Source organism: Nitrosomonas supralitoralis (assembly GCF_003011925.2).
GTDB lineage: Bacteria > Pseudomonadota > Gammaproteobacteria > Burkholderiales > Nitrosomonadaceae > Nitrosomonas > Nitrosomonas supralitoralis.
Map to the genome: position 1 here is coordinate 41414 of NZ_PXXU01000004.1, position 23474 is coordinate 64887.

Below are 23474 nucleotides of genomic sequence, written 5' to 3' on the forward strand. Positions count from 1 at the left end.
GAAGCGGTTAAACATATGCAATCATTCAGTTAAAACGGAATATCATCATCCATATCATCAAATCCGCTGGAACCCTTGGCTGAAGTAGATCGACTAGGAATCGAACTGCCTTCTTCTTGATCAGAAGTTGATTCAAAACTACCACTTCCTGATCGATTTCCTAACATCTTCATATCGCTAGCGATAATATCAGTCGTATAACGCTCTACACCACTCTTATCCGTCCATTTTCTGGTTTCCAACCTTCCTTCGATATAAACGGAACGGCCTTTTTTTAAGTACTCTCCAGCTATCTCGGCGAGCTTGCGATAAAAAGTTACACGATGCCATTCAGTTTTTTCCTGCTTCTCGCCATTCTTGTCTTTCCAAGTATCAGTGGTGGCCAGTGTAATATTGGTCACTGCATCTCCATTTGACATGTAACGAGTTTCCGGATCTTTACCCAAATTACCAATGAGTATAACTTTATTGACTGAAGCCATTTATGTTTTCTCCCCAAGCAATTGATTCACCTTTTCTTCATCGAAGCCTTTCATGTCTACTTTCAGATAGGCTACTCTTTCATTAACTAATACTAATGCTTCATAGACACCGGGTATAGCTGCGAGTTGACGCGATAATTCACGTGACTGATCAATATCCATTTCAACCACAGGATACATCCTGGAACGCACAGCAGCAGGTGCTTTCATCGTTGCTGCCATTGCCAGCCACACTATCAGTAGTGATCCGCAGAACATATATAACGCGTAGCTTCCATGCGTACCAAATAAATATCCACCCGCCGCAGCACCGGCAAAAGCACCCAGAAATTGAGTACTACTGTATATCCCGATCGCCGTTCCCTTCGCACCTACGGGCGCAATCTTGGAAATCAGGGAAGGCAGGCTAGCTTCCAATAAGTTAAATGCGGCAAAGAAAACCAATAACGCTAAGGCTGTACCCCATATCGAATTATACGTAATGGCCAATAAAAACTGTCCTATCAGTAAAAAAGCAATAGCTGCAACAAATACATGCTTTAACTTGGCTTTCTTCTCGGAGTAAATAATCGCCGGAATAATGAAAACAATAGACAGTAATAAAACAGGCAAATAAATCTGCCAATGATCACTCGCCGCCATTCCTGCCTGCCGCAAAGTAAGCGGCACAACCAGCCAGAGCGCCATCAATGTAGCATGTAACGCAAAAATACCGTAATTCAAACGCAATAATTGTGTATTCTGCAACACACTTGCGAAGCTTGCAGATGAAACTTCAGTATCGGAATGAAACCGGCTGATACGTGGATCAGGAATAATTTTATTTACTACAATCATTGCGAGTAACGCCAGTATGCCGGTCATGGCAAAAATTCCCGGCACACCTATCCATTGATTGAGAACCGGAGCGGCAATCAGGGAAATGGCAAAAACTGTGCCGATGGTCATTCCGATCGTTGCCATCGCTTTGGTACGATGTTCTTCTCGTGTAAGATCCGCTGCAAGAGCCATTATAGCGGCCGAGATTGCGCCGGAACCCTGAATGATTCGACCCACTATTACCCAATATATATCAATTGCACTAGCTGCGATCAGGCTACCAATAGCAAATAAAATTAACCCTAAATATATTACAGGCTTGCGTCCAATACGATCAGATAACCAGCCAAAAGGAATTTGTAATATAGCTTGCGTTAAACCATACGCTCCCAGTGCAATTCCGACCAACGTATAATTGTCTCCGCCAGGCAAGTCCTCGGCATAAAAAGCAAATACCGGCAATATGATAAACAGTCCAAACATACGCAAGCCATATACACCCGCCAAACCAATGGTTGCGCGCAATTCGTCCGGTGACATTTTTTCAGATGATGATGCAGACATGAATCAGGTTGTTATATTCTTAAAAAGTTGGGTATATTAGCAGGTTGACTCATACATAGATAGTTCATGGAATCCATAAAAATACGCGGCGCGCGCACCCACAATCTGAAAAACATCCATCTTGATCTACCACGTAACAAGCTTGTTGTTATTACCGGTCTATCAGGATCAGGCAAATCATCGCTTGCATTTGATACGCTTTACGCGGAAGGTCAACGTCGATATGTGGAATCCCTATCTGCATATGCAAGGCAGTTCCTTCAGTTGATGGAAAAGCCGGATGTCGATTTGATTGAAGGGCTTTCTCCCGCGATCGCCATCGAACAAAAGGCTACCTCGCATAATCCACGTTCGACAGTTGGGACGGTCACAGAAATTCATGATTATTTGCGTTTGTTATTCGCACGCGTGGGTGATCCTTTCTGCCCTGAACACAATATAGTTTTGACCGCGCAAAGTGTTTCGCAAATGGTGGATCATGTATTGCAGCTACCGCTTGACACACGCTTGATGATTCTGTCTCCATTAATCGTGGAGCGCAAAGGTGAACAGGTTGAGTTATTTGATGAACTGCGCGCACAAGGCTTTATTCGTTTACGAATTGACGGCGAAGTTTATGAAATCGATGCTTTGCCAAAGTTACAGAAAACTAAGAAACATACCATTGAAGTAGTGATCGATCGCTTGAAGGTTTCTCCGGATGCCAAACAGCGACTTGCTGAATCATTCGAAGTGGCGTTACGCCATTCCGACGGGCGTGCTTTGGCGGTAGAGATGGATAGCTGCCATGAACATCTGTTTTCTGCTAAATTCAGTTGTCCTGTGTGCAGTTATTCGTTGTCTGAAATGGAGCCCAGATTATTCTCATTCAACAATCCATTAGGTGCCTGCCATAAATGTGACGGCTTGGGACAGATCACTTTCTTTGATCCTGTACGAGTTGTAGCTTTCCCTCATCTGTCACTGGCTGCTGGTGCAGTAAAAAACTGGGATCGGCGTAATCAATTTTATTTTCAACTATTAACAAGTCTTGCTGCACATTATCATTTTGATCTGGAAACTCCATTTGAGAAACTGAACGAGGCTATTCGCAACATTATCCTGCATGGCTCCGGCAAAGAGAAAATACATTTCTCCTATCTGACTGAAAGCGGTCGCAAACAACAGGAAACCCATCCTTTTGAAGGAATCATTCCCAACCTGACCCGTCGTTATAAAGAAACTGAATCACAAACCGTGCGAGAAGAACTGGCTAAGTATCTCAATGCACAAACCTGCCCGGACTGCCAAGGTACGCGGCTGTGTCAGGCGGCGCGTCATGTGCATGTTGCAGGACAGGCGATTTATCAGATCAGTGCTTTCCCACTCAAAAAGACCAAGCAATTTTTTGATCACGTCGAACTTTCGGGTCACAAGCAAGCGATTGCGGAGCGTATCATCAAGGAGATTTCCAATCGTTTACAATTTCTTAACAACGTCGGACTAGATTATCTATCTTTGGATCGCTCCGCAGAAACGTTATCAGGTGGGGAATCTCAGCGTATCCGCTTGGCCAGTCAAATTGGCTCCGGCTTAACGGGCGTGATGTACGTATTAGATGAACCTTCCATTGGTTTGCATCAACGTGACAATGGTCGTCTGCTCGATACACTTAAAAAACTACGTGATCTAGGCAATAGTGTCATCGTGGTTGAGCATGATCAGGATGCCATACAGATTGCAGACTATGTTGTGGATATGGGGCCGGGTGCCGGCGAACACGGCGGATTCATTGTCGCTCAAGGCACACCGCAATCTATCCAGGAAAATAATGAATCTCTTACGGGCAAATTTTTATCTGGTAAATTATCAATCAGGATACCGGAAAAGCGTCATTCTCCAAATGATGAACGAATACTTCGAATTGATGGGGCAACTGGAAATAATCTTAAAAATGTCACGCTGACTCTACCTTTAGGTCTCTTTGTTTGCGTTACCGGAGTTTCTGGATCCGGCAAATCCACACTCATTAATGAAACATTACACCGAGCGGTAGCTCGTCATCTTTATGGCAGCAATGCCGAACCGGCGCCCTATCAGCATATTGAAGGTCTGGCTTTTTTTGATAAGGTTATCAATATGGATCAAAGCCCCATTGGACGTACGCCTCGTTCTAATCCTGCAACTTATACCGGATTGTTCACTCCGATCCGTGAATTATTTGCTGGCGTGCCTCAGGCACGCGAACGTGGCTATGCGCCAGGCCGGTTTTCCTTCAATGTCAAAGGCGGGCGGTGCGAAGCCTGTCAGGGTGATGGCGTAATTAAAGTGGAAATGCACTTTCTTCCAGATATCTATGTTACCTGCGATGTATGCCACGGCCATCGGTATAACCGTGAAACCCTGGAGATTCAGTATAAAGGAAAAAATATCACTGAAATCCTTCAAATGACTGTGGAAAATGCCTTTGAGTTTTTCAATGCAGTGCCAGTGGTTGCGCGCAAGTTACATACATTATTGGACGTTGGCCTCGGCTATATCACCTTGGGACAATCCGCCACTACACTATCCGGAGGTGAAGCACAACGGGTAAAGTTATCACTGGAGCTTTCCAAACGCGACACCGGTCGAACTTTATATATTCTGGATGAACCCACAACTGGCCTGCATTTCCAGGATATTGATCTGCTGCTGAAAGTATTACATAGACTGCGCGATCACGGTAATACTGTGGTTGTCATTGAACATAATCTGGATGTCATTAAAACAGCCGACTGGATTATTGACTTAGGCCCGGAAGGTGGAGATGGTGGCGGATGTATTATTGCAGAAGGCACGCCAGAAGCAATAGCAACCAACAAGAATAGTTTTACCGGTCATTATCTGCAATCCATGCTGGCAAAATGAACCCGCGCAGCTATTTGCTGGAAAGCTTTGCAGTAGCTGTTAAAGCAGCTGATCCCACTCATATCGTGTCATCGCATCTTCCTCCTCCGCCTCTGGGTCGCACATTTGTTGTTGGCGCTGGCAAAGCATCTGCCGCAATGGCGTCGGTGGTTGAGAATACTTGGCCTGCGGTCGCTCAACTCGATGGCCTGGTTATCACTCGATATGGACACACATTACCCACGCATAAAATCAAAGTCGTTGAAGCCGGGCACCCAATCCCGGATGAGAAAGGTAAACAAGCGGCGCAAGAAATTCTCGCAACAGTTCAAACTTTAAGATCCGAGGATTTATTACTTTGTTTGTTCAGCGGCGGCGGATCCAGTCTGTTATCTTTGCCAATCGAAGGCATTTCACTGCATGACCTCCAGGCAGCCACCCAACAGTTGTTGCGATGCGGAGCAAGTATTCAGGAAATTAATATTGTCCGCAAACATTTATCAGCAATCCAGGGTGGGAGGCTTGCTGCCGCTTGCAAAGCTCCGATACTGGCTTTAATTATTTCCGATGTTACTGGGGATGAAGCAACTCATATCGCATCCGGTCCTTGTTCTCCCGACCCATCCACATTTTCCGATGCGCTCGATGTACTGGATCGTTATCATTTGGATGTACCGAAAACTGTGCGACAAATACTATTGGCGGGCAAAAAACGTGTTATCTCTGAGACTCCCAAGCCCGGTTCTCCCATCTTCAATCAGGTCGAAAACAGAATCATTGCAAATGCGCATCAATCCCTATCCGCAGCAGCATATTATTACCAAAAGCACGGGATAAATACTTTAATACTTGGCGATACGGTAACTGGAGAATCCCGAGAGATTGCCAAAAGTTATGCCGCCTTAATCAGAGAAATAAAGCGATATCCGCAAACGCTGAAGCCGCCGTTGGCTCTATTATCGGGTGGAGAAACTACTGTAACCCTGAAAGGCAGTGGTCGAGGAGGTCGCAACTCTGAGTTCTTATTGTCACTATTAATCGAGCTCTCCGCTCTTGAAAAAGTTTATGCATTGGCATGCGATACAGATGGATTGGATGGCACTGAAAATAATGCTGGAGCGCTCATCTCACCGGACTCTCTAATGCGCGCAAATAAGCTTGGCTTGGACCCCGTATCATTTCTATCCAATAACGATGCCTATACATTCTTCCAGCAATTAAACGATCTGGTTATTACCGGTCCCACATATACGAATGTTAATGATTATCGTGCTATTCTGGCTCTTTAATTGCACATACGCTGTCAACGAAATTTGATTTGCGATTACGGCCAATTTGTATAGATGACAATACCAATCCTTGCTCAAACCATCGGCGTATGACATATTCATAAAACTGCTGATTTCTGATTACTGGAACAGTTAAGGCTAACTCCTTGCCACGCGCAGTTAATAACACATGCCCCAAATCCAAGAAGTTATTCTCAGCGTTTTGGAAACCTATTTTCGTTGGCTTTCCACAATAGAAGAGTCGCGTATGTTTACCCAAGCCTTTTTTCACAAATCCTCCACTTTCGAATGCAATTAAGCCAACATTCTCAAGATGCCTTAATGTCGGCAAAGTGATTCCTTGCCTTGAGTAAACCTCATCTTCAAAGTCAAAAATAAGTGGCAATGGTTCACCTTGAATCCATGAAAATTGACATAACACCGAAAAAATATATTTATCTTTCTGAGTTAAGTTCGATGGTACATTTGCATTATCCATCAGTAACGATTTTTTGTTTTCAGGGTCTCTTTCACAAATGAATAATCGACTTAATTTAAAATTAACATAATGATTCTCAATAATAATCTATTTATCCGATTTTTCTTTAATCTTCTCTGAATTCATTGCTTCTGTTGCTGATTTTGTAATATTCATCTCGGTTGATTCTGCGCGCTCAACTTCATTTGCTTGATCATTTGTTTTATACTTTGATTTTGGTTCCACTTTGATTTTTCGAGATTTAATTTCTCTATTAATTTCACCTAGAAATGCAATATTATCTTTGCGTTGCTTTTCACTTTTATACCAAGAAATACAAGTAATGGTACCCATAATTATTAACAGGATACTCAATACGTCGATACCATCGAAAAAGATAAATACAACTCCCGTTGAAACCGCAAATGCTCCTAAAATGGCCGTAAATAGCCACATTTTTGAACCGGAATTATTGCTTCGTTTGTTCCAGGATTCAAGATTATCGCGTGTAGAAATAAGTTCTTCATCAGTCCATTTTTTCATACTCATACTTGAAAATCTCCTATAACCATCAATCGATATTTAGTAAATAATAAAGATTGATTATATTTCTTTCTGACAATAAAAAAGGCACCATCGGTGCCTTTTTTACAAGTTTAACTTGGTTTAGAAGTTATGGCGCATACCTACCGAATAGGTGTTGCTATCTTTGAATATAGCATTCTTATCATCAACCATTGCGCGCTGATAACCCCCAAACAAGCTCGACCGTCTGCTGAGATTGTGGATCATACCAACAGTAAAGCTATCTACATCACGCTTTGCTTGAAGGCCTGTTGCGTCGGCGCGTGCCATACCACCTTGAGCGATAATGCTGGTATTGCCCCAGTCATACTGACCACCTGCAAACCAAATATCACCATCGCCACCCAAATTCATTGCTGAGTTACATTGTCCACGCGTATCTGGCGCACCTGTTGCTGGATTACCTAAGGCAGCTGCATTGGAACAAGAAGCAGCACCAATTGCATTGGTAATCCTTTCATACTGGCCGCTTAGCTTAAAGTTTTGAAAGCTCCACATTGCGCCACCACGCCAAACGTGTTCATTTTTGTTTACCGCTGGATAACCTACATTACCAGTTCTTTGCCGCGTACTAACATTATCGCGAGAGTAGCCACCAAATACACCTAGATTATGACCAGCAACTTGCGCTTCATATTTCCCTGCAACCTGGAAGTCCCATTCACCATCTTCACCACCTGAATTGGACTGGCTTCCTTGGAAAGTACTTGATGGAGAAATAACATTTGCCGGATCTAGTCGGTTCGCGTCACCAGGCATTAACAAACCTGAAAAGCTAAAACCTTCAACTTTTGGTGAATCATAACGAACAGCACTGTTTACAAAACTTTGCGCACCAGAACCCAAGCCATTGGCTGAAGCGGTCATGGTACCACCACTACCAGAAGCCTGGAGAGTCGTGTATGCAAAAGGATCAATCGTCATACCGCCGGCAAAATCTTTAAAGGGTGATTGCACACGACCGAACTTCACCTCACCCCAACTATCGTTCGCTAACGCTACCCAACGTTCCCGTGCAATACCTAATGCACCACTACCGGTACTAAAACCATATTCAACATGCGCTTTTGCTTTCAAGCCACCGCCCAAATTTTCAGTGACATGCATCCCCATCCTTGAACGACCTGTATCATCACCGATGAGGGCTTGACTACTTTGACCATCTTTGTTGACTGTAGCGTACTCAGCTTGCACACTACCGAAAAGTGTTACATTCGTTCCTTGTGCGAACACAACCATCGGGGTTGCAAGTGCGCCAGCTACTGCCAGCGATATAAGTTTCTTCTTCATACGGAAGTTCTCCTTTAATGTTAAAACGATTGGGGCCGTCCTTTTTTGCCCTACTACACTCCAGTGGAATGCACCCCGCTTGTCCGGACCCCCCGACTCGGAGGGTTTGATTTGATTGTGCCGAACACATCAGTATTCTGCAAGAAAAACGAGTATATTTTAGAAATTTAACCACCATCTTGTTGCACTCAAACAACACTCCTGTTGTTTTTCTGACTATAATATTATCCTGAATATTCTTTTCTCTCTTAATTCCATCTTTTCACTATAGCATTAGATTTAATTATAACATATAAAATATACACTTACACGCCACACATCACTTAATGCGGATCTCACACCTATGATGCGAAACAAATTGCAAAGAATATTTGCAATTCAAGCTGAAAAGCTCAAAACTTTCAGTTTGAATCTGTAAATTTCCGATAAATTTGTTCGCGGAACGCCAAAATTACCCTTCAAAAAACATAGTTAAGCTAGAAACTTCATATTGCATATCAAATCAAATAATATCGGCAATTAGGAGAACAGCTTGAATATTTGCATTTTTTGCCAAATTTCACAAATGTCATCTAATTATGCACGTTATTCATATTACTAAAAAGAAAGTTTCGGTTATTATTTCAGTTTCCACACTAACTCTAATGATGTTGTTATGACATGATCATGAACAAAATTCATCTATTTTTCCCTGCCATAACCTTTCTTTTTACGATCACCATTGTTCGAGCTGAAACATGGACTCTTCCGCCACCCGACATTGATATTTTCGGTCAAATAAGAACCATGCATGCAAGCAGTTCAGAAACATTGCTCGATATAGCTCGACAATACGATATTGGTCAAATAGAGATTTTGTTGGCCAATCCTAATGTTGATCGCTGGCTACCTGAAGATAATGCCACTGTTATCCTACCTAGCCGCTACATTATTCCTCAGGCCGAGCGCAAGGGCTTAGTTTTAAATTTGCCAGAAATGAGAATTTATTATTTTCCCGAACCTAAAAAAGGGGAAAAACCAACTGTCATTACCCACCCCGTTGGAATAGGCAGAATGGATTGGGTAACGCCTCTGGGTATTTCTAGAATAATTGAAAAAAAGAAAGACCCTACCTGGATACCCCCAAAATCTATTCAAATGGACAGAATTGCAAATGGTGAGCAGCCCTACCCTAGTATAGTACCGCCAGGCCCAACCAATCCACTGGGACGACATGCTATGCGATTAAGTATAGGTAGTGGCAGTTATCTAATACATGGCACTATCAAGCCATTTGGCGTGGGAATGCGCGTTTCTGCTGGATGTGTTCGCATGTATCCGGAGGATATTGAAGCACTATTTGACAAAGTTCCGGTTGGCACACAAGTACAAGTGGTCAATCAACCCATTAAACTTGGGTGGTTATTAGATTCGCTTTTCATTGAACTTCATCCAGCACTAGAAGAAGATGAATCAAAATATACCAACTACCAACAAATAGTAATCAATGCAATTAATGAATTTCTCTTATTAGAAAGTAGCAAAAGAAATATTTCGATAGATTTTAAAATTGATCAGAAAATCCTAAAAAGAGCAATTATTGAAAAAAGTGGTATACCCGTTTTAATTTCACGCTCTCAAACTCAACTTCATACACAAAACTTCAGTCATTGATATTTTACGCCAACTGTATAAAGTAACAACTCAATAATTACAGGCACATAAAAAACCCCTCTGAAGAGGGGTTTTTTGCATAAATACTATTGATCGCCTATTTATGCATAGCCTTCTTAAACATACGATCTATTTTTGATTCTGTATCCATTGAACGTCTGTTTGCTTCGTCTGCAACACGTAACGCATCATTTGCTTTTGCATTGGCAGCATCCGCAGCTTGTTTAGCTGCAGCTGCATCAGCCTTTGCTGAAGCAACATCAGCATTATGCTTATTTTGCAATTCTTCTAATTGACCAGTCGTCGCGCAACCCGTCAATCCAATAAAAGCACCTGCCGCTACTGCCAGCGTTAACATACGTACTGGATGCTGAATTTTTCCTTTCATTCCGATCTCCTCAGTTGTTTATTCTTTTCAATACGCACAAACATTTTCAACTTTACCAGCCACTGATACTAAATACCAGCAACGCGTTGGAATCTTATCCGATTTCTTTCGCAAAATAAATGGATTTTATGACAAACTTCTCAGCAGTTTAGCTACAAGCATAACAAGTGATACATTAAGTACATAATAAAATTGCACATTTACCAATAGACTTAAATTCAAGTAATTAACAACAAAATCATGTAAGCCATATGGGTTTTGAGCGTTACTGCTAACGGATGTTCACCCACATACCAGGTTTAATCCATTTACCAAGCAGGTCTATTTGTTCATTTGTCAGTGCAACACAACCATTCGTCCAGTTGTATTTATGATGAATTTCTTGATCACCTCTCCCAATACCATGTATTCCGATATATCCACCAAGCGGCGTATTTTGAGGGGGTGTTCTGCCTCTACTTTTTGCTTCCACGATTGACAACCAAGTTTCTTCATCAATCCTGTTTTCTTCCAGTGCGCGTTTTGCCGTATCAAAATTGGGATAATTCAGACCAAAAAAACGATAATAGCGGCTTTTTTCATTAACCCAGCCGACTTTGAACCTACCCAAAGGTGTTTTGTCATCTTTTGTCACCTTGGACCAAGTAGTACCATAACGACCAATGGCGACATTTTCAAAAACTGCTTGAACAATATTACCTTGCATCACTGACAATGTCTGCTCAGTCGTATCCACATCAATCCATACTCCATTATCAGCTCGAACAGTATTTTGCATAACTGAAAAGCCAAGCAATCCAATTATCAAAATTTCAAAATAATATTTAAAAGTTTTTAGCCGAATCACTTTCAAGTCTATCAGTTAGTTTAGATGATTAATTATGTCATAATTTCAGCTTCTAGAAACTCACATTAAGTGTCTATGTGTCTCGCTATTCCTGCTTGCGTTGAGCAATTAACAGCGAATAATCATGCGTTCGTGAATATAAGCGGCATACGCAAAGAAATTTCGCTAGCACTCGTGGAAGATGTTATTCCCGGAGATTATGTTATCTTACATGCAGGTTTTGCACTACAAAAACTGGATCAGAAAGAGGCAGAACTGACTCTGGCAATGTTTGCTGAAATGTCCTCCCTCAACCGAAATCTCTAATTTGATAAAGCGAACAATCCGGCATGAAGTACATCAGCGAATTTCGAGAAGGTGCCTTAGCACACAACATCGCTACCAGTATCGCAGCTGAAGCAGATCCTCGACGTCATTACCATTTTATGGAATTTTGTGGCGGTCATACACACGCCATTTCACGTTTCGGCCTAGTCGATTTATTGCCAGACAATGTGCATATGATTCATGGTCCGGGCTGCCCAGTGTGCGTTTTACCTATAGGGCGCGTGGAAAATGCAATTCAATTAGCTCAGACAGCCGAGCTGATATTATGCAGCTACGGAGATATGTTGCGCATACCTGCTGCAAACGGCATGAATTTACAAAAAGCAAAAGCACGGGGTGCAGATGTACGTATCATATACTCCAGTACTGATGCAATAAAAATTGCACAAGAGAATCCACAACATCAAGTAGTATTTTTTGCGATTGGATTTGAAACTACCACACCGCCCACAGCTATTGCTATCAAACAGGCTCAAGAGCTTGGCCTGAATAACTTCACGGTATTTTGCAATCACGTCCTGACACCTTCAGCGATCTCACATATTTTGCAGTCACCTGAAATCCGTGAGTTTGGTGTGGTGTCGTTGGATGGCTTTATCGGACCGGCACATGTTTCCGTTGTAATTGGTAGTCAACCTTACGAATATTTTGCCGAAGAATTCCAGAAACCCGTTGTTATTGCAGGCTTTGAACCACTCGATGTAATGCAAGCCATACTAATGCTCATACGACAAATCAATTCAGGTCGCGCAGAGGTTGAAAATGAGTTTACTCGCGCGGTTTTACCGACAGGAAATATCAAAGCACAATCGATCGTAGCCGAAGTGTTTGAATTGCGGCGGATATTCGAATGGCGTGGACTGGGATTAGTACCATATAGCGCGCTAAGAATCAAAGCAAACTATGCTGATTTTGATGCTGAATGTCGTTTTCAAATTCCTGCGCTATCGATCGCCGATAACAAAGCTTGCGAGTGCGGTGCCATTTTACGCGGTGTCAAACGGCCACAGGATTGTAAGATTTTTGGTACAGTCTGCACCCCCGAGAATCCGATCGGTTCCTGCATGGTATCCTCGGAGGGTGCTTGCGCTGCTCATTACAGTTATGGTCGTTTTCGAGAAAAAAATCATTCTGTAACACAGGATAATTAATGCCCAATAACGGAAAAGTAAAACCTGGTTACAAGCGTACTCTCGACCTGAAACACGGGTGTGTCGAGATGGTTCATGGTAACGGCGGACGCTCAATGGCACAATTGATTCAACAGATGTTTGTCGCCGCGTTCGATAACGAATTCTTAAGATTAATGAATGATCAAGCCTGCTTTCCAGTTTTTGGTGGACGCATGGTAATGTCTACAGATAGCCATGTCGTAACGCCTTTATTTTTTCCTGGCGGAGATATTGGCAGCTTATCGATTCATGGCACTATCAATGACATCGTCATGTCCGGCGCCAAACCTTGCTATCTGGCTGCCAGTTTTATTCTGGAAGAAGGGTTTCCGCTAGCTGATTTGAAGCGCATTGTCGATTCCATGGCGCAAGCAACAAAAGCAGCTAGAGTACCCATTGTTACCGGCGATACCAAGGTAGTGGAAAAGAACAGCGGCGATGGTGTGTTCATTACCACAACCGGAATCGGCATGGTGCCGGAGGGTATATATATCTCCTGCGAAAATGCACGACCTGGTGACAAAATTTTAGTATCCGGAACTTTGGGAGATCACGGAATTGCCATCATGGCTTGGCGCGAAAATTTGTCTTTTCAAACCAACATTGAATCCGATACCGCCCCTTTGCATGATCTGGTAGCCAAGATGATTAGTACGACATCAAACATCCATGTTCTGCGTGACCCCACGCGCGGCGGAGTGGCTTCAGCACTGAACGAAATCGCGCAGCAATCATCAGTAGGAATGATGCTATACGAAAATAAATTGCCTATTCTTGAGCAAGTTCAGGCTGCCTGCGAATTTCTCGGTTTTGATCCATTGTATATCGCCAATGAAGGAAAACTCATTGCAATCTGCGCCGCAGAGGATGCCGAGAATTTGCTGAACGCGATGCAAGCTCATCCACTTGGCAATAATGCCGCCATAATTGGCGAAGTTATCGAAGATACGCATTGCTTTGTGCAAATGCAAACCCGTTTTGGTGGCAAACGCGTTGTTGACTGGTTAAATGGCGAGCAATTACCACGCATCTGTTAAGCCTTTAAAATTGAAAATCCTGTTTCTAACACACAGCTTTAACTGTTTGACACAACGTTTATTTGTTGAATTAGCACAACTCGGACACGATCTGTCGATTGAATTTGATATCAACGATGCTGTCACCTGCGAGGCTGTCGATCTGTTTCAGCCTGATCTGATTATTGCACCCTTTCTTAAACGCGCCATTCCTGAAACCATTTGGCGCAAACTTACCTGTTTTATAGTGCATCCAGGAGTTGTCGGAGATCGCGGCCCATCCGCACTTGATTGGGCAATCATGCAAGGCCGGTCAGAATGGGGAGTGACGGTATTACAAGCCAACGCTGAAATGGATGCCGGCGATATCTGGGCGACAGAAGTCTTTCCGATGCGCTTTGCCAGAAAAAGCAGCGTATACAGGCATGAAGTCGTTGAAGCGGCAACCATCGCGGTTCTGACAGCAGTAAAACGTTTTCTATCAGGCTCATATCGACCTGTTCCACTGGATTATTCACATTCTGAAGTGCGCGGGCGCTTAAATGCCTCGATGCGGCAAATTGATCGCAGCATCGACTGGCAACGGGACGCGACATCCACTGTTATAAGAAAAATTCATGCTGCCGACGGATTTCCCGGAGTACTTGATAAACTGTTTGGTGAATCTTATTATTTGTTTGATGCCTGCAATGAAGAAAATATGATCGGAGAGCCTGGAACCATAATAGCTAAGCGTAATAATGCGATTTGTCGCGCCACTATCGATGGTGCAGTGTGGATTGGTCATTTAAAACATAAAAATGAGGTTGAACAAACGGTTAAGTTGTCTGCCACCAGCGCCTTGAAAAGCCACCTTGATAATGTGCCGGAAATACCCTCCGATCCACTTGCACTAAAGCTGCATGAAACTTATCGAGATATCTGGTTTGAGCAGAAAAATGAGGTCGGTTACCTGCATTTTGCATTCTATAACGGCGCCATGGACACTTCACAATGTGAGCGCCTGCGAGATGCATACTTGGCAGCGACTAAACGCAATGTTCGTGTTATCGTGCTGATGGGTGGATCTGATTACTGGAGTAACGGCATTCATCTTAATCATATCGAAAATGCCTCCAGCCCTGCCGATGAATCCTGGCGCAATATCAATGCTATGAACAATTTGGTACAAGCCATCATCACTAGCAATCGACAGCTCATAATTGCAGCACTACAAGGCAATGCCGGTGCCGGTGGAGTTTTTTTATCACTGGCTGCTGACTATATTTTTGCTCGCGCAAGTATCATCCTGAATCCACATTATAAAAGCATGGGCAATCTTTATGGTTCGGAGTACTGGACCTATTTGTTACCCAGAAGAGTCAACGCATCCAATGCAAAGTCATTGATACATAACAGACTTCCTGTCGGATCCTTGGAAGCCAGCCATATCGGATTGATTGATGGCAGCTTTACTTTAAATCTGGAAGATTTCAGAAAAAAAATAATGAATATTGCAGAGACACTCGCAGCCAGCCAAAATTTTCCTTCGCTCATACAGCAAAAAATACAGCGGCGCCAATCGGACGAACAACAGAAACCGTTAGAAAGCTACCGTAATCATGAGCTTGAGCATATGCAACTCAATTTCTATGGTTTTGACCCCAGCTATCATGTTGCCCGTTATCATTTCGTGTACAAAATTCCGCACGCCTGGACACCACGCTATCTTGCGCAGCATCGCCGCCTTTAAAAAAATCCATTCAGTAACTTACTGCCTCAGCACAACTATCTTTGACTGGCGACAGGGTTTAATATAAATTTATCCACTAGATCCGGATCAAACTCAGGAGGTCTTTCAGCAGGAGGAATCACACTCAGGCACTGCTTAATACTTGCCCATTGCTGTATCGCATCATATTCACTTTTAAGTTGCGCATATTCAGTTTCTTGTTCTTTAGTTTCCGCCAGCGCAAATAATGCTTCCCAGGAAAGCGATAAATCCGCACCCAGCATCCATTTATCTTTGGTCGGAGCGCTATCATTTGATTTACCTGTTAACTGACTGACTCTGGTTTGAATTCGCTCAATCTCAACCAATAATTCATTGCAACTATAAGTTTGGAATTGTGCGGGTGATACATAAGGCGCATGATGTTTTTCTGATGAAGAGGCACAACCAAACAGCATTATAGCTACAGTAAAAAATACATTAGCAAAAAGCTTTTTCATAACAGTTACTTTCCTCTCGAATTTATTATGCTAGCAAATAACTATTACAATAACATTTACTTTTATGAATTGTACACCGATATCTGCAGGCAAAAAATATACCGGCTCGCCAGTCAATTGAACAACAGGCATGGCTGCGCGCGGTGTCCGGAATGATGGCGTTGTTTATATCGGCTTATGAGCCATTCATACCGCGATAGCGTTTTGTCAACGCAAATATCAGCCGCGAATGTTATTGTCGAAACAGTTTCCAGCTTCGATTGGGATCGCTAAGCAAGCATGGACAGAAGTATCGTGGTTTGAATTGTTACGGATTATCTGCGCCAATAAAAACCATCGTGCGATATTTCGCGTTTCGGAACTGCCAATGTTGTCGCTGCAATCGAAAGACGCCGCCCTTTTTGATGTGTGTATAGTCAGAAGCGAAAGCTTAGGACAGGATGGAACAGATGCTGGCTTCATTAGTAACGCAGAAAAATCACCTTTGGGTGACTAGAAAATGGAAAACCAATAAACATGATTGATATAAAACTGATCGAAAACGCATGGTGCGAACTAAATAATTCAGTCATTGAGTATAAAGGTCAACCCGTTGGAACCATAGCGGCGCGCGACCCGGCTAGCGATACTCTTAATTATGATCAATGCTTCGTGAGGGATTTCGCGGTTTCCGCATTGGCCTTTTTGATGCACGGGGAAACCAAGATAGTACGTAACTTCCTGACTATCATGGTCGAACCGCAGGGAAAAGTAAAATATATGAATTGTTTCATGGCTGGCAAAGGCTTGATGCCCGCCAGTTTCAAGATTGTCAAATCAGATGGTATTCCACAACTTGAAGCTGATTTTGGCGAAAAATCAATTGCACGCGTGTCGCCAGTAGATTCAGGACTTTGGTGGTTGATAATCCTGCGCGCATACGTTCGCGCCAGCGGAGATACTACGCTTGTTAAACAGCCTGCATTTCAGCAGGCCATAACATTGACTTTAGAGCTTTTTCTGGAATCACGCTTTGACATGCGCCCGACATTACTTGTCTCTGATGGCGCTTACATGATCGATCGCCGCATGGGTGTTTATGGCTACCCTTTTGATCTTCAGTCTTTACTCTTTGCCGCTTTATCCGCTGCCCGAGAACTTCTCGTCGCAGACGATTACTACCATCGTTCAATTACAGAACGGTTAACGCATCTATGTGATCACCTGCATCATTATTACTGGCTTGATTTTGACAGGCTCAACATGATTTATCGTTACAAAGTTGATGGATATGGTAGCCAGATCTTGAATACTTTCAATATCCAGCCAAGCACGATCAAACCAGCGCTGATAGACTGGCTACCCGCAGAAGGAGGCTATTTTGCCGGTAACGTTGACCCAGGCCGCATGGACTTCCGCTATTTTGCTCAAGGCAACCTGTTGGCAATCGTTTCGTCACTGGCAACACAGGATCAGTCACACAAAATCATGACATTGATCGAGCAACGCTGGCATGACCTGATTGGTCAGATGCCTGTTAAAATCTGCTATCCCGCATTGGAAGGTTATGATTGGGAAATCGTAACAGGAGCCGATCCGAAAAATTCTGCCTGGTCATACCACAATGGTGGTAATTGGCCTTCCTTACTCTGGTTGTTAGCGGCAGCTGCGCAAAAATCCGGCCACCCAGCATTAGCCATACGTGCACTGAATTCCGCCGCCAAAAGACTTGCCAGCGAACATTGGCCCGAATACTTTGATGGGCACTATGGTCAGTTGGTTGGAAAGGAAGCCCGCCGCTTCCAGACTTGGTCAATAGCTGGATTTCTGGCAGCTTATCAAATACTTGAACAACCAGAACACCTGGATCTTCTTAAATTTGAATCTCAGACCACTGTTAGGGCTTGCGACTGACAAACAAAAACATAAAAACAAGCGATGAATCCAGCGCTCAGAGAGTTTTCAGCGATAGTTTTGTTTGAAATACCATACCAACTATTAGTTCAAGCAGTACAGGCGCGCTATAACTGGCAACAATGAGTACTAAAACCGGCTATATCTACAACGCTTATGCTCAGCCATACATCCTCACCTAATTTTATTTACTCTGGCTATCGTCTTGATAACTACAGTTATGCAATACTGGTATCATCAGCCATTTCCTTTATGATTTATTTTATCCAATAACCCATGGTCAATATTGAAGAACAAACTGTTGAAACATTCGGCATATCTAGCATTCACGTCGAGCCGATCAAAACTGTCAAACTGAATAACTGCAGCATCACATTGCTGGGAACTGCGCATGTCTCGAAAGCAAGCGCGGATAAGGTACAGGAATTAATTGCCACAGGAAAATATGATGCAGTAGCGGTTGAATTGTGCCCAAGTCGACATAAAGTTATCGTCAACCCTGATGCTATGGCTAAAATGGATCTTTTCCAAGTAATCAAAAAAGGTCAAGCCAGCATGGTGGCTGCCAGTCTCGCACTAGGCGCTTTCCAGCAACGCATGGCAGAACAGTTCGGTATTGAGCCAGGGGCTGAAATGCGTGTCGCCATCAAAGATGCACAGGCTGCAAAGTTACCGGTTTTATTGATAGATCGAGAAATCGGCACAACTCTGAAGCGGATTTATCATAATGTTCCCTGGTGGAAACGCATGAATCTTTTTGCCGGTTTGATAGGCAGTGTGATCAGCAAAGAAAAATTCAGCGCCGAGGAAATTGAAAAGCTCAAAGAAGGTGATGTTTTGGAAAGCTCCTTTTCACAGTTCGCCGAGAATGAAAAAGATTTATTTCGTCCCCTCATCAGTGAGCGAGATGAATACATGTCCGCGCGTCTTCTCAAAGAAAGCAAAGAAAACAACTATCGGCATATTCTGGCGGTAATTGGCGCCGGCCACTTAAGTGGCATGGCGCAGCAACTTGAAACACAAAGCATCACTCATCCGAATGAACGAATTATGCAATTGGATGCTATTCCTCCTTCCTCGCCATGGCTTAAATTTATCCCATGGCTGATTGTTGCGCTCATTCTCACTGGATTTGTTATTGGTTTTACGCGCAGTCCTGAGCTGGGCACAGCTATGGTTGTTAGCTGGATCGTGATCAATGGCGGCCTTTCGGCACTGGGTGCCGCGATAGCTTTTGCGCATCCGCTCTCGATTCTGACCGCTTTTCTAGCAGCTCCGCTAACCTCACTCAATCCAACCATTGGCGCAGGTATGGTAGTGGCTGCCGTTGAAACCTATTTGCGCAAACCAGAAGTAGGTGATTTTAACCGGCTCAGAACTGACACGACCACATTGAAAGGCTGGTGGGGCAATCGAGTAACTCGCATCTTGCTGATTTTTATCTTATCAACATTGGGTTCCGCGATTGGCACGTATGTCGCTGGATTCAGAATTTTCGAGCAGCTTAGCTCAAGCTAAAGACGGTTATGCTCGGCTTCTTTGAACGCCTGATCAACCCTTATCCTCCCGAACACCCCATTGAACCACCCAAGGGGTTATATCAGTTTTGCCGCCACTACACGCAGGGGATCGAACTTTATCTTATGTTACTGGCGATACTGACTACCTGCCTCGCAGTCAGTGAAGCCATGCTCTACAGCGTTCTTGGACAAATGGTCGACTGGCTGGCGGAAAGGAAAACCGAGCGCTTTCTAGAAGAAGAATGGCTAACTTTACTGGGCATGTCAATTTTTATTCTGATAATAATACCGTTACTAGTATTAATGCACTCATTAGTTATCCACCAAACCCTGATGGGCAACTTTCCCATGCGTGTACGCTGGATGTCACACCGCTATCTGCTTAACCAGAGCTATGCATTCTTTCAGCACGAATTCAGTGGCCGTATCGCGACCAAAGTCATGCAAACTGCAATATCCGTCCGGGAAACAGTACTCAAACTGATTGATGTCATGCTGTTTGTATCGGTTTACTTGACCACCACCTTATTCCTGGTCATCAATGCAGATCCAATTTTATGCTTACCCTTGCTGGTCTGGCTTGCTTTATATATTGCCATCCTGTCATATTTTGTCCCACGTTTAAAACGCATATCAACCTTACAAGCCGACGCACGCGCACTCATGACAGGTCGAATTGTTGACAGTTACACCAACATCCTGACCTTGAAACTGTTCTCACGCAGTCAACGTGAATCGGCATACGCTCAGGCAGGAATGGAAGAATTCATGGCAACCGTGCACCCACAAATGCGTTTATCTACTGGCCTGAATTTTTGTGTCTGGATCATCAATATGATGATGGTATTCGCAACGGGTGCATTGGGCCTCATGATCTGGCTACAAGGCGACATCGGACCGGGTGCCATAGCAATCGTCATGAGTCTTGCTATCCGGCTGACTGGCATGTCACATTGGATCATGTGGGAAGTTAATACGCTGTTTGAGAACATGGGTACAGTACAAGATGGCATCAATACGATTTCCAAGTCACAACTTGTCACCGATGCACCGGATGCCCGCGAATTACAAGTACATCAAGGAACCATTCAGTTCAATCATGTCTCCTTTTCCTACCACTCGGAACATCGCGAATATCTCAACATTTTTGATGATCTGAACCTGCATATTGCAGCTGGTGAGAAAGTAGGCATTGTAGGTCGATCAGGTTCTGGCAAATCGACTTTCGTCAATCTGCTATTACGATTCTACGATATCCAGCAAGGCAGCATCACCATCGACAAACAGGATATTCGCACGGTAACGCAGGATAGCCTGCGTGCTAATATTGCCATGGTGACGCAGGATACCTCGTTGCTGCACCGATCGGTGCGCGACAACATCCTGTTTGGAAAACCGGATGCGACCGAGGATCAGATGATTGCAGCCGCCAAAAAAGCCCAGGCGCACGAATTTATTCAATCGCTGAGAGATATCAAGAATCGCACAGGCTATGACGCTCATGTCGGTGAGCGTGGTGTCACGCTATCGGGTGGTCAGCGACAACGCATTGCCATTGCTCGCGTGCTGTTAAAAAATGCACCCATCCTAGTACTCGACGAAGCTACTTCGGCTTTGGATTCTGAAGTCGAAGCCAGTATCCAGCAAAGCCTCTATCAGCTTATGGAAGGGAAAACGGTGATCGCCATCGCGCACCGACTCTCAACGATCGCCGCCATGGACCGGCTTATTGTATTTGATAAAGGCCGCATCGTTGAGCAAGGCAGTCATGCCAAACTTATTGCCAATAACCAGCTTTATGCACAATTATGGAATCATCAATCAGGTGGATTTCTTGGGTTACTGGAAAATAATCCGTCTTAGTTAACTCGATATATAAAACACAATCCATATAACACACTGTAATAATGTTATTTTATATGAATCTTGGTTATTTTAAGCAAAACAGACACTATCCGTATCCTTTAATGATTTAAGGCAATATAACTCCTGTTTCTCGAATTTTGAGAAGTCGCTTGGCATGCTTAAATATAGCATTTTTAAACCAAGCTACTCATCGTGCCCATTCCACAAAAACTCCACTCGCTTATCCTCCATTGTTTTGCAAAAGCGGGATTGCTATTCGGGCTGTCTTCCATACAAATACTTCCGGTCTTTGCTACAGCAAACTTAGAGCAATTGAGCCTGGAACAGTTGATGAATATCAATATCGTAGGCGCTTCAAAGTATGAGCAAAAACAACAGCAAGTCGCCGCCGCTGTCAGCGTCATTACTCGTAAGGATATTAGAATCTATGGCTGGCGCACGTTAGGCGAAGCACTGGCCAGCCTTCCCGGCATTCATACCACATATGATTATCAATATGAATATCTGGGCACACGCGGTCTTGGCCTACCCGGAGATTTCAATACTCGCGTACTAGTAACAATCAATGGCAACCGCATCAATGATGCGACCTATGATCAGGGGCCCACGGGACGTGACTTTCCCCTCGATATTGACCTGATCGAACGAATTGAATTTATACCCGGACCGGGCAGCGCTGTTTACGGTCAGAATGCCATGCTTGGAGTAGTTAATATCATCACTCGAAAAGGTGCTGATATCAAAGGTGCAGAAATTTCAACTTCATATCAAACAGCTGAAATCATGCCTCAGGAACGCGTCACTTTAGGCAAGCAATTCGACAATGGCACAGATGCGTTAATCTCATTTTCCGGTTTGCAATCTCGGGGAGCAGACCACTTCTTCGAATTTGGTGATACTGGAATTTCTGGAGTGGCACATCGTCTGGATGGAGAAAACGTCAAACAAATGTTTGCACGTGCTTCGCATGGCCCGATTTCATTTGATTTTATTTATGGCAATCGACGCAAAGAAGATCCCACAGGCATATCTTTTTCAGATCCGCTGGTAGCCGGCCAATTTCAGCGCGATCGCCGTCTCAATACCCAAATTCAGTACAACAACAATTTTTCCAATGACACTCTAAATGTACTCGGACGATTGTTTCTCGGTCAATATCGCTATGAAAATCCTCTTTTTTACGGTGGTGAGAAAACTTTAACTACTGGCCCTAGCGACTGGCATGGGCTAGAGCTGCGTCTTCTGTCGACTGCGATCACCAATCACAAGCTAATGCTCGGTGTCGAATATCAAAATAACACCCATATCAAGCAAGCTTTTCAGAATTTTGATAACCCAGACGAGAATGTCGCAATTAAGAGCTCAGTTGTACGAGTCGGTGTATATGCTCAAGATGAATGGAGCATTACTGATAGCTTATCGGTTACTGCAGGATTACGTTACGATCACAACGATTGGATTGGTAGCCGGCTAAGTCCAAGAGGAGCAATAATTTGGCAGGCAACCCCAAAAACCACTCTTAAAGCTCTGTACGGCCGTGCTCATCGCTCACCGAACTCGTTTGAGCGTGATTACCACGATGGCGTATCTCAGGTGGCTAATCCGGGTTTACACAGTGAATCCATTGATACGGCCGAATTGGTCACTGATTATCGCCCGCTGTCCGACTTGAATCTGCGTGCTACCGTATATGCTTGGGATATGTACAATCTGATTACGTTAGGAATCGATCCGTTTAGCGGATTCTCACAATATCAATCCACGTCGAAAAAAGTTTTAGCCAGAGGGGCTGAGTTCTCGCTCGATAAAACCTGGTATTGGGGAGCACGTTTTCGCGGTAGTTATGGTTTCCAGAGCGCCGAACAACAAGATTCGCACCTTCCTAACTCGCCCTATCATCTGGGCAAAATCAATATCTCGACCCCGATACCGTTGATCGCTGGTCTGCGAGCCGGCTATGAGTTGCAATACTATAGCAAACGTAAAACGCTTGACGGCTCTAATACTGACAGCTATGTGCTTTCCAACCTTAATTTAGTGACCGATGTCCCTCGCATAAAAGGATTAGAAGCATCGCTCAGTTTCTATAACCTGTTTAATGAAAACTATCTGCACCCGGCCGCTGATACCAACTGGCAAAACGCTTTTTTGCAGCCAGGCCGCACTGTGCGTCTCAGATTGGATTATCACTTCTGATATGGCATTGCTTTCTAAAAAGCTGGAGGTACAG

Annotated in this window: 20 protein-coding genes; 12 read left to right on the top strand and 8 right to left on the bottom strand. The window is 43.8% G+C overall.

The window, feature by feature from the left end:
* Positions 1 to 29: 29 nt before the first annotated feature.
* Together ssb and C7H79_RS01940 are read right to left on the bottom strand one after the other, a co-directional pair.
* Entirely contained in the window at positions 30 to 482 is a 453-nt protein-coding gene (ssb, locus tag C7H79_RS01935; RefSeq protein WP_106705611.1) for a single-stranded DNA-binding protein, read from the bottom strand.
* Positions 483 to 1865: an MFS transporter gene (locus tag C7H79_RS01940; RefSeq protein ID WP_242447091.1), complete on the bottom strand. Its 1383-nt coding sequence runs from the start codon at positions 1863 to 1865 to the stop codon at positions 483 to 485. It abuts the gene before it with no gap.
* A 66-nt stretch (positions 1866 to 1931) separates the two neighbouring features.
* Between C7H79_RS01940 and uvrA the strand changes: the two genes are divergently transcribed.
* The gene (uvrA, locus tag C7H79_RS01945) at positions 1932 to 4751 is read left to right on the top strand and encodes an excinuclease ABC subunit UvrA (protein WP_106705612.1); all 2820 of its coding nucleotides are present in this window, start codon (positions 1932 to 1934) and stop codon (positions 4749 to 4751) included.
* Complete coding sequence (locus C7H79_RS01950; RefSeq protein WP_106705613.1) at positions 4748 to 6019, top strand: glycerate kinase type-2 family protein; 1272 nt, start codon at positions 4748 to 4750, stop codon at positions 6017 to 6019. Before uvrA ends, C7H79_RS01950 begins: the two co-directional genes overlap by 4 nt.
* Here the strand turns inward: C7H79_RS01950 and C7H79_RS01955 are convergent.
* The 3 genes from C7H79_RS01955 to C7H79_RS01965 all read right to left on the bottom strand — a co-directional run bounded on the left by C7H79_RS01955 (position 6003) and on the right by C7H79_RS01965 (position 8351).
* Positions 6003 to 6497: a DUF2806 domain-containing protein gene (locus C7H79_RS01955; RefSeq protein ID WP_106705614.1), complete on the bottom strand. Its 495-nt coding sequence runs from the start codon at positions 6495 to 6497 to the stop codon at positions 6003 to 6005. The genes C7H79_RS01950 and C7H79_RS01955 overlap by 17 nt on opposite strands.
* An 87-nt stretch (positions 6498 to 6584) precedes the next feature.
* On the bottom strand, positions 6585 to 7025 hold the full coding sequence (locus C7H79_RS01960; RefSeq protein ID WP_106705615.1) for a hypothetical protein: 441 nt from the start codon (positions 7023 to 7025) through the stop codon (positions 6585 to 6587).
* Positions 7026 to 7142: 117 nt separating this feature from the next.
* A complete protein-coding gene (locus C7H79_RS01965) occupies positions 7143 to 8351 on the bottom strand; it encodes a porin (RefSeq protein WP_106705616.1) in 1209 nt (402 codons plus the stop codon).
* A gap of 666 nt (positions 8352 to 9017) precedes the next feature.
* Between C7H79_RS01965 and C7H79_RS01970 the strand changes: the two genes are divergently transcribed.
* The gene (locus C7H79_RS01970) at positions 9018 to 10004 is read left to right on the top strand and encodes a L,D-transpeptidase family protein (RefSeq protein ID WP_242447092.1); all 987 of its coding nucleotides are present in this window, start codon (positions 9018 to 9020) and stop codon (positions 10002 to 10004) included.
* A gap of 97 nt (positions 10005 to 10101) precedes the next feature.
* Here C7H79_RS01970 and C7H79_RS01975 read toward each other — a convergent pair whose 3' ends face one another.
* Complete coding sequence (locus C7H79_RS01975) at positions 10102 to 10392, bottom strand: Lpp/OprI family alanine-zipper lipoprotein (RefSeq protein ID WP_106705618.1); 291 nt, start codon at positions 10390 to 10392, stop codon at positions 10102 to 10104.
* Positions 10393 to 10663: 271 nt separating this feature from the next.
* Positions 10664 to 11239, bottom strand: a complete 576-nt coding sequence (locus C7H79_RS01980; RefSeq protein WP_242447093.1) for a L,D-transpeptidase family protein — start codon at positions 11237 to 11239, stop codon at positions 10664 to 10666.
* 75 nt (positions 11240 to 11314) lie between these two features.
* Here C7H79_RS01980 and C7H79_RS01985 point away from each other — a divergent pair, with 75 nt between their 5' ends.
* The 4 genes from C7H79_RS01985 to C7H79_RS02000 are packed head-to-tail and all read left to right on the top strand — an operon-like array spanning position 11315 to position 15486.
* On the top strand, positions 11315 to 11545 hold the full coding sequence (locus C7H79_RS01985) for a HypC/HybG/HupF family hydrogenase formation chaperone (protein ID WP_106705619.1): 231 nt from the start codon (positions 11315 to 11317) through the stop codon (positions 11543 to 11545).
* A gap of 23 nt (positions 11546 to 11568) precedes the next feature.
* The gene (gene hypD, locus C7H79_RS01990; protein ID WP_106705620.1) at positions 11569 to 12717 is read left to right on the top strand and encodes a hydrogenase formation protein HypD; all 1149 of its coding nucleotides are present in this window, start codon (positions 11569 to 11571) and stop codon (positions 12715 to 12717) included.
* Positions 12717 to 13775: a hydrogenase expression/formation protein HypE gene (hypE, locus tag C7H79_RS01995; protein WP_106705621.1), complete on the top strand. Its 1059-nt coding sequence runs from the start codon at positions 12717 to 12719 to the stop codon at positions 13773 to 13775. Before hypD ends, hypE begins: the two co-directional genes overlap by 1 nt.
* A 46-nt stretch (positions 13776 to 13821) precedes the next feature.
* The gene (locus C7H79_RS02000; protein WP_242447094.1) at positions 13822 to 15486 is read left to right on the top strand and encodes a hydrogenase maturation protein; all 1665 of its coding nucleotides are present in this window, start codon (positions 13822 to 13824) and stop codon (positions 15484 to 15486) included.
* A 35-nt stretch (positions 15487 to 15521) separates the two neighbouring features.
* Here the strand turns inward: C7H79_RS02000 and C7H79_RS02005 are convergent, their stop codons facing one another.
* Entirely contained in the window at positions 15522 to 15965 is a 444-nt protein-coding gene (locus tag C7H79_RS02005; protein ID WP_106705623.1) for a hypothetical protein, read from the bottom strand.
* A gap of 229 nt (positions 15966 to 16194) precedes the next feature.
* On the opposite strand from C7H79_RS02005, the gene C7H79_RS02010 reads away from it, so the two are divergent.
* The 5 genes from C7H79_RS02010 to C7H79_RS02030 all read left to right on the top strand — a co-directional run bounded on the left by C7H79_RS02010 (position 16195) and on the right by C7H79_RS02030 (position 23440).
* Positions 16195 to 16461, top strand: a complete 267-nt coding sequence (locus C7H79_RS02010; protein WP_106705624.1) for a hypothetical protein — start codon at positions 16195 to 16197, stop codon at positions 16459 to 16461.
* A 20-nt stretch (positions 16462 to 16481) separates the two neighbouring features.
* Complete coding sequence (locus C7H79_RS02015) at positions 16482 to 17858, top strand: glycoside hydrolase 100 family protein (RefSeq protein ID WP_172592321.1); 1377 nt, start codon at positions 16482 to 16484, stop codon at positions 17856 to 17858.
* 276 nt (positions 17859 to 18134) lie between these two features.
* Positions 18135 to 19376, top strand: a complete 1242-nt coding sequence (locus C7H79_RS02020) for a TraB/GumN family protein (protein WP_172592322.1) — start codon at positions 18135 to 18137, stop codon at positions 19374 to 19376.
* Between the two features lie 8 nt (positions 19377 to 19384).
* Positions 19385 to 21241, top strand: a complete 1857-nt coding sequence (locus C7H79_RS02025) for an ABC transporter ATP-binding protein (RefSeq protein WP_106705625.1) — start codon at positions 19385 to 19387, stop codon at positions 21239 to 21241.
* 333 nt (positions 21242 to 21574) lie between these two features.
* Positions 21575 to 23440 carry a TonB-dependent receptor plug domain-containing protein gene (locus C7H79_RS02030; RefSeq protein ID WP_242447095.1) on the top strand — a complete coding sequence of 622 codons (1866 nt, stop codon included), beginning with the start codon at positions 21575 to 21577 and terminating at the stop codon, positions 23438 to 23440.
* The last annotated feature ends 34 nt before the right edge of the window (positions 23441 to 23474 follow it).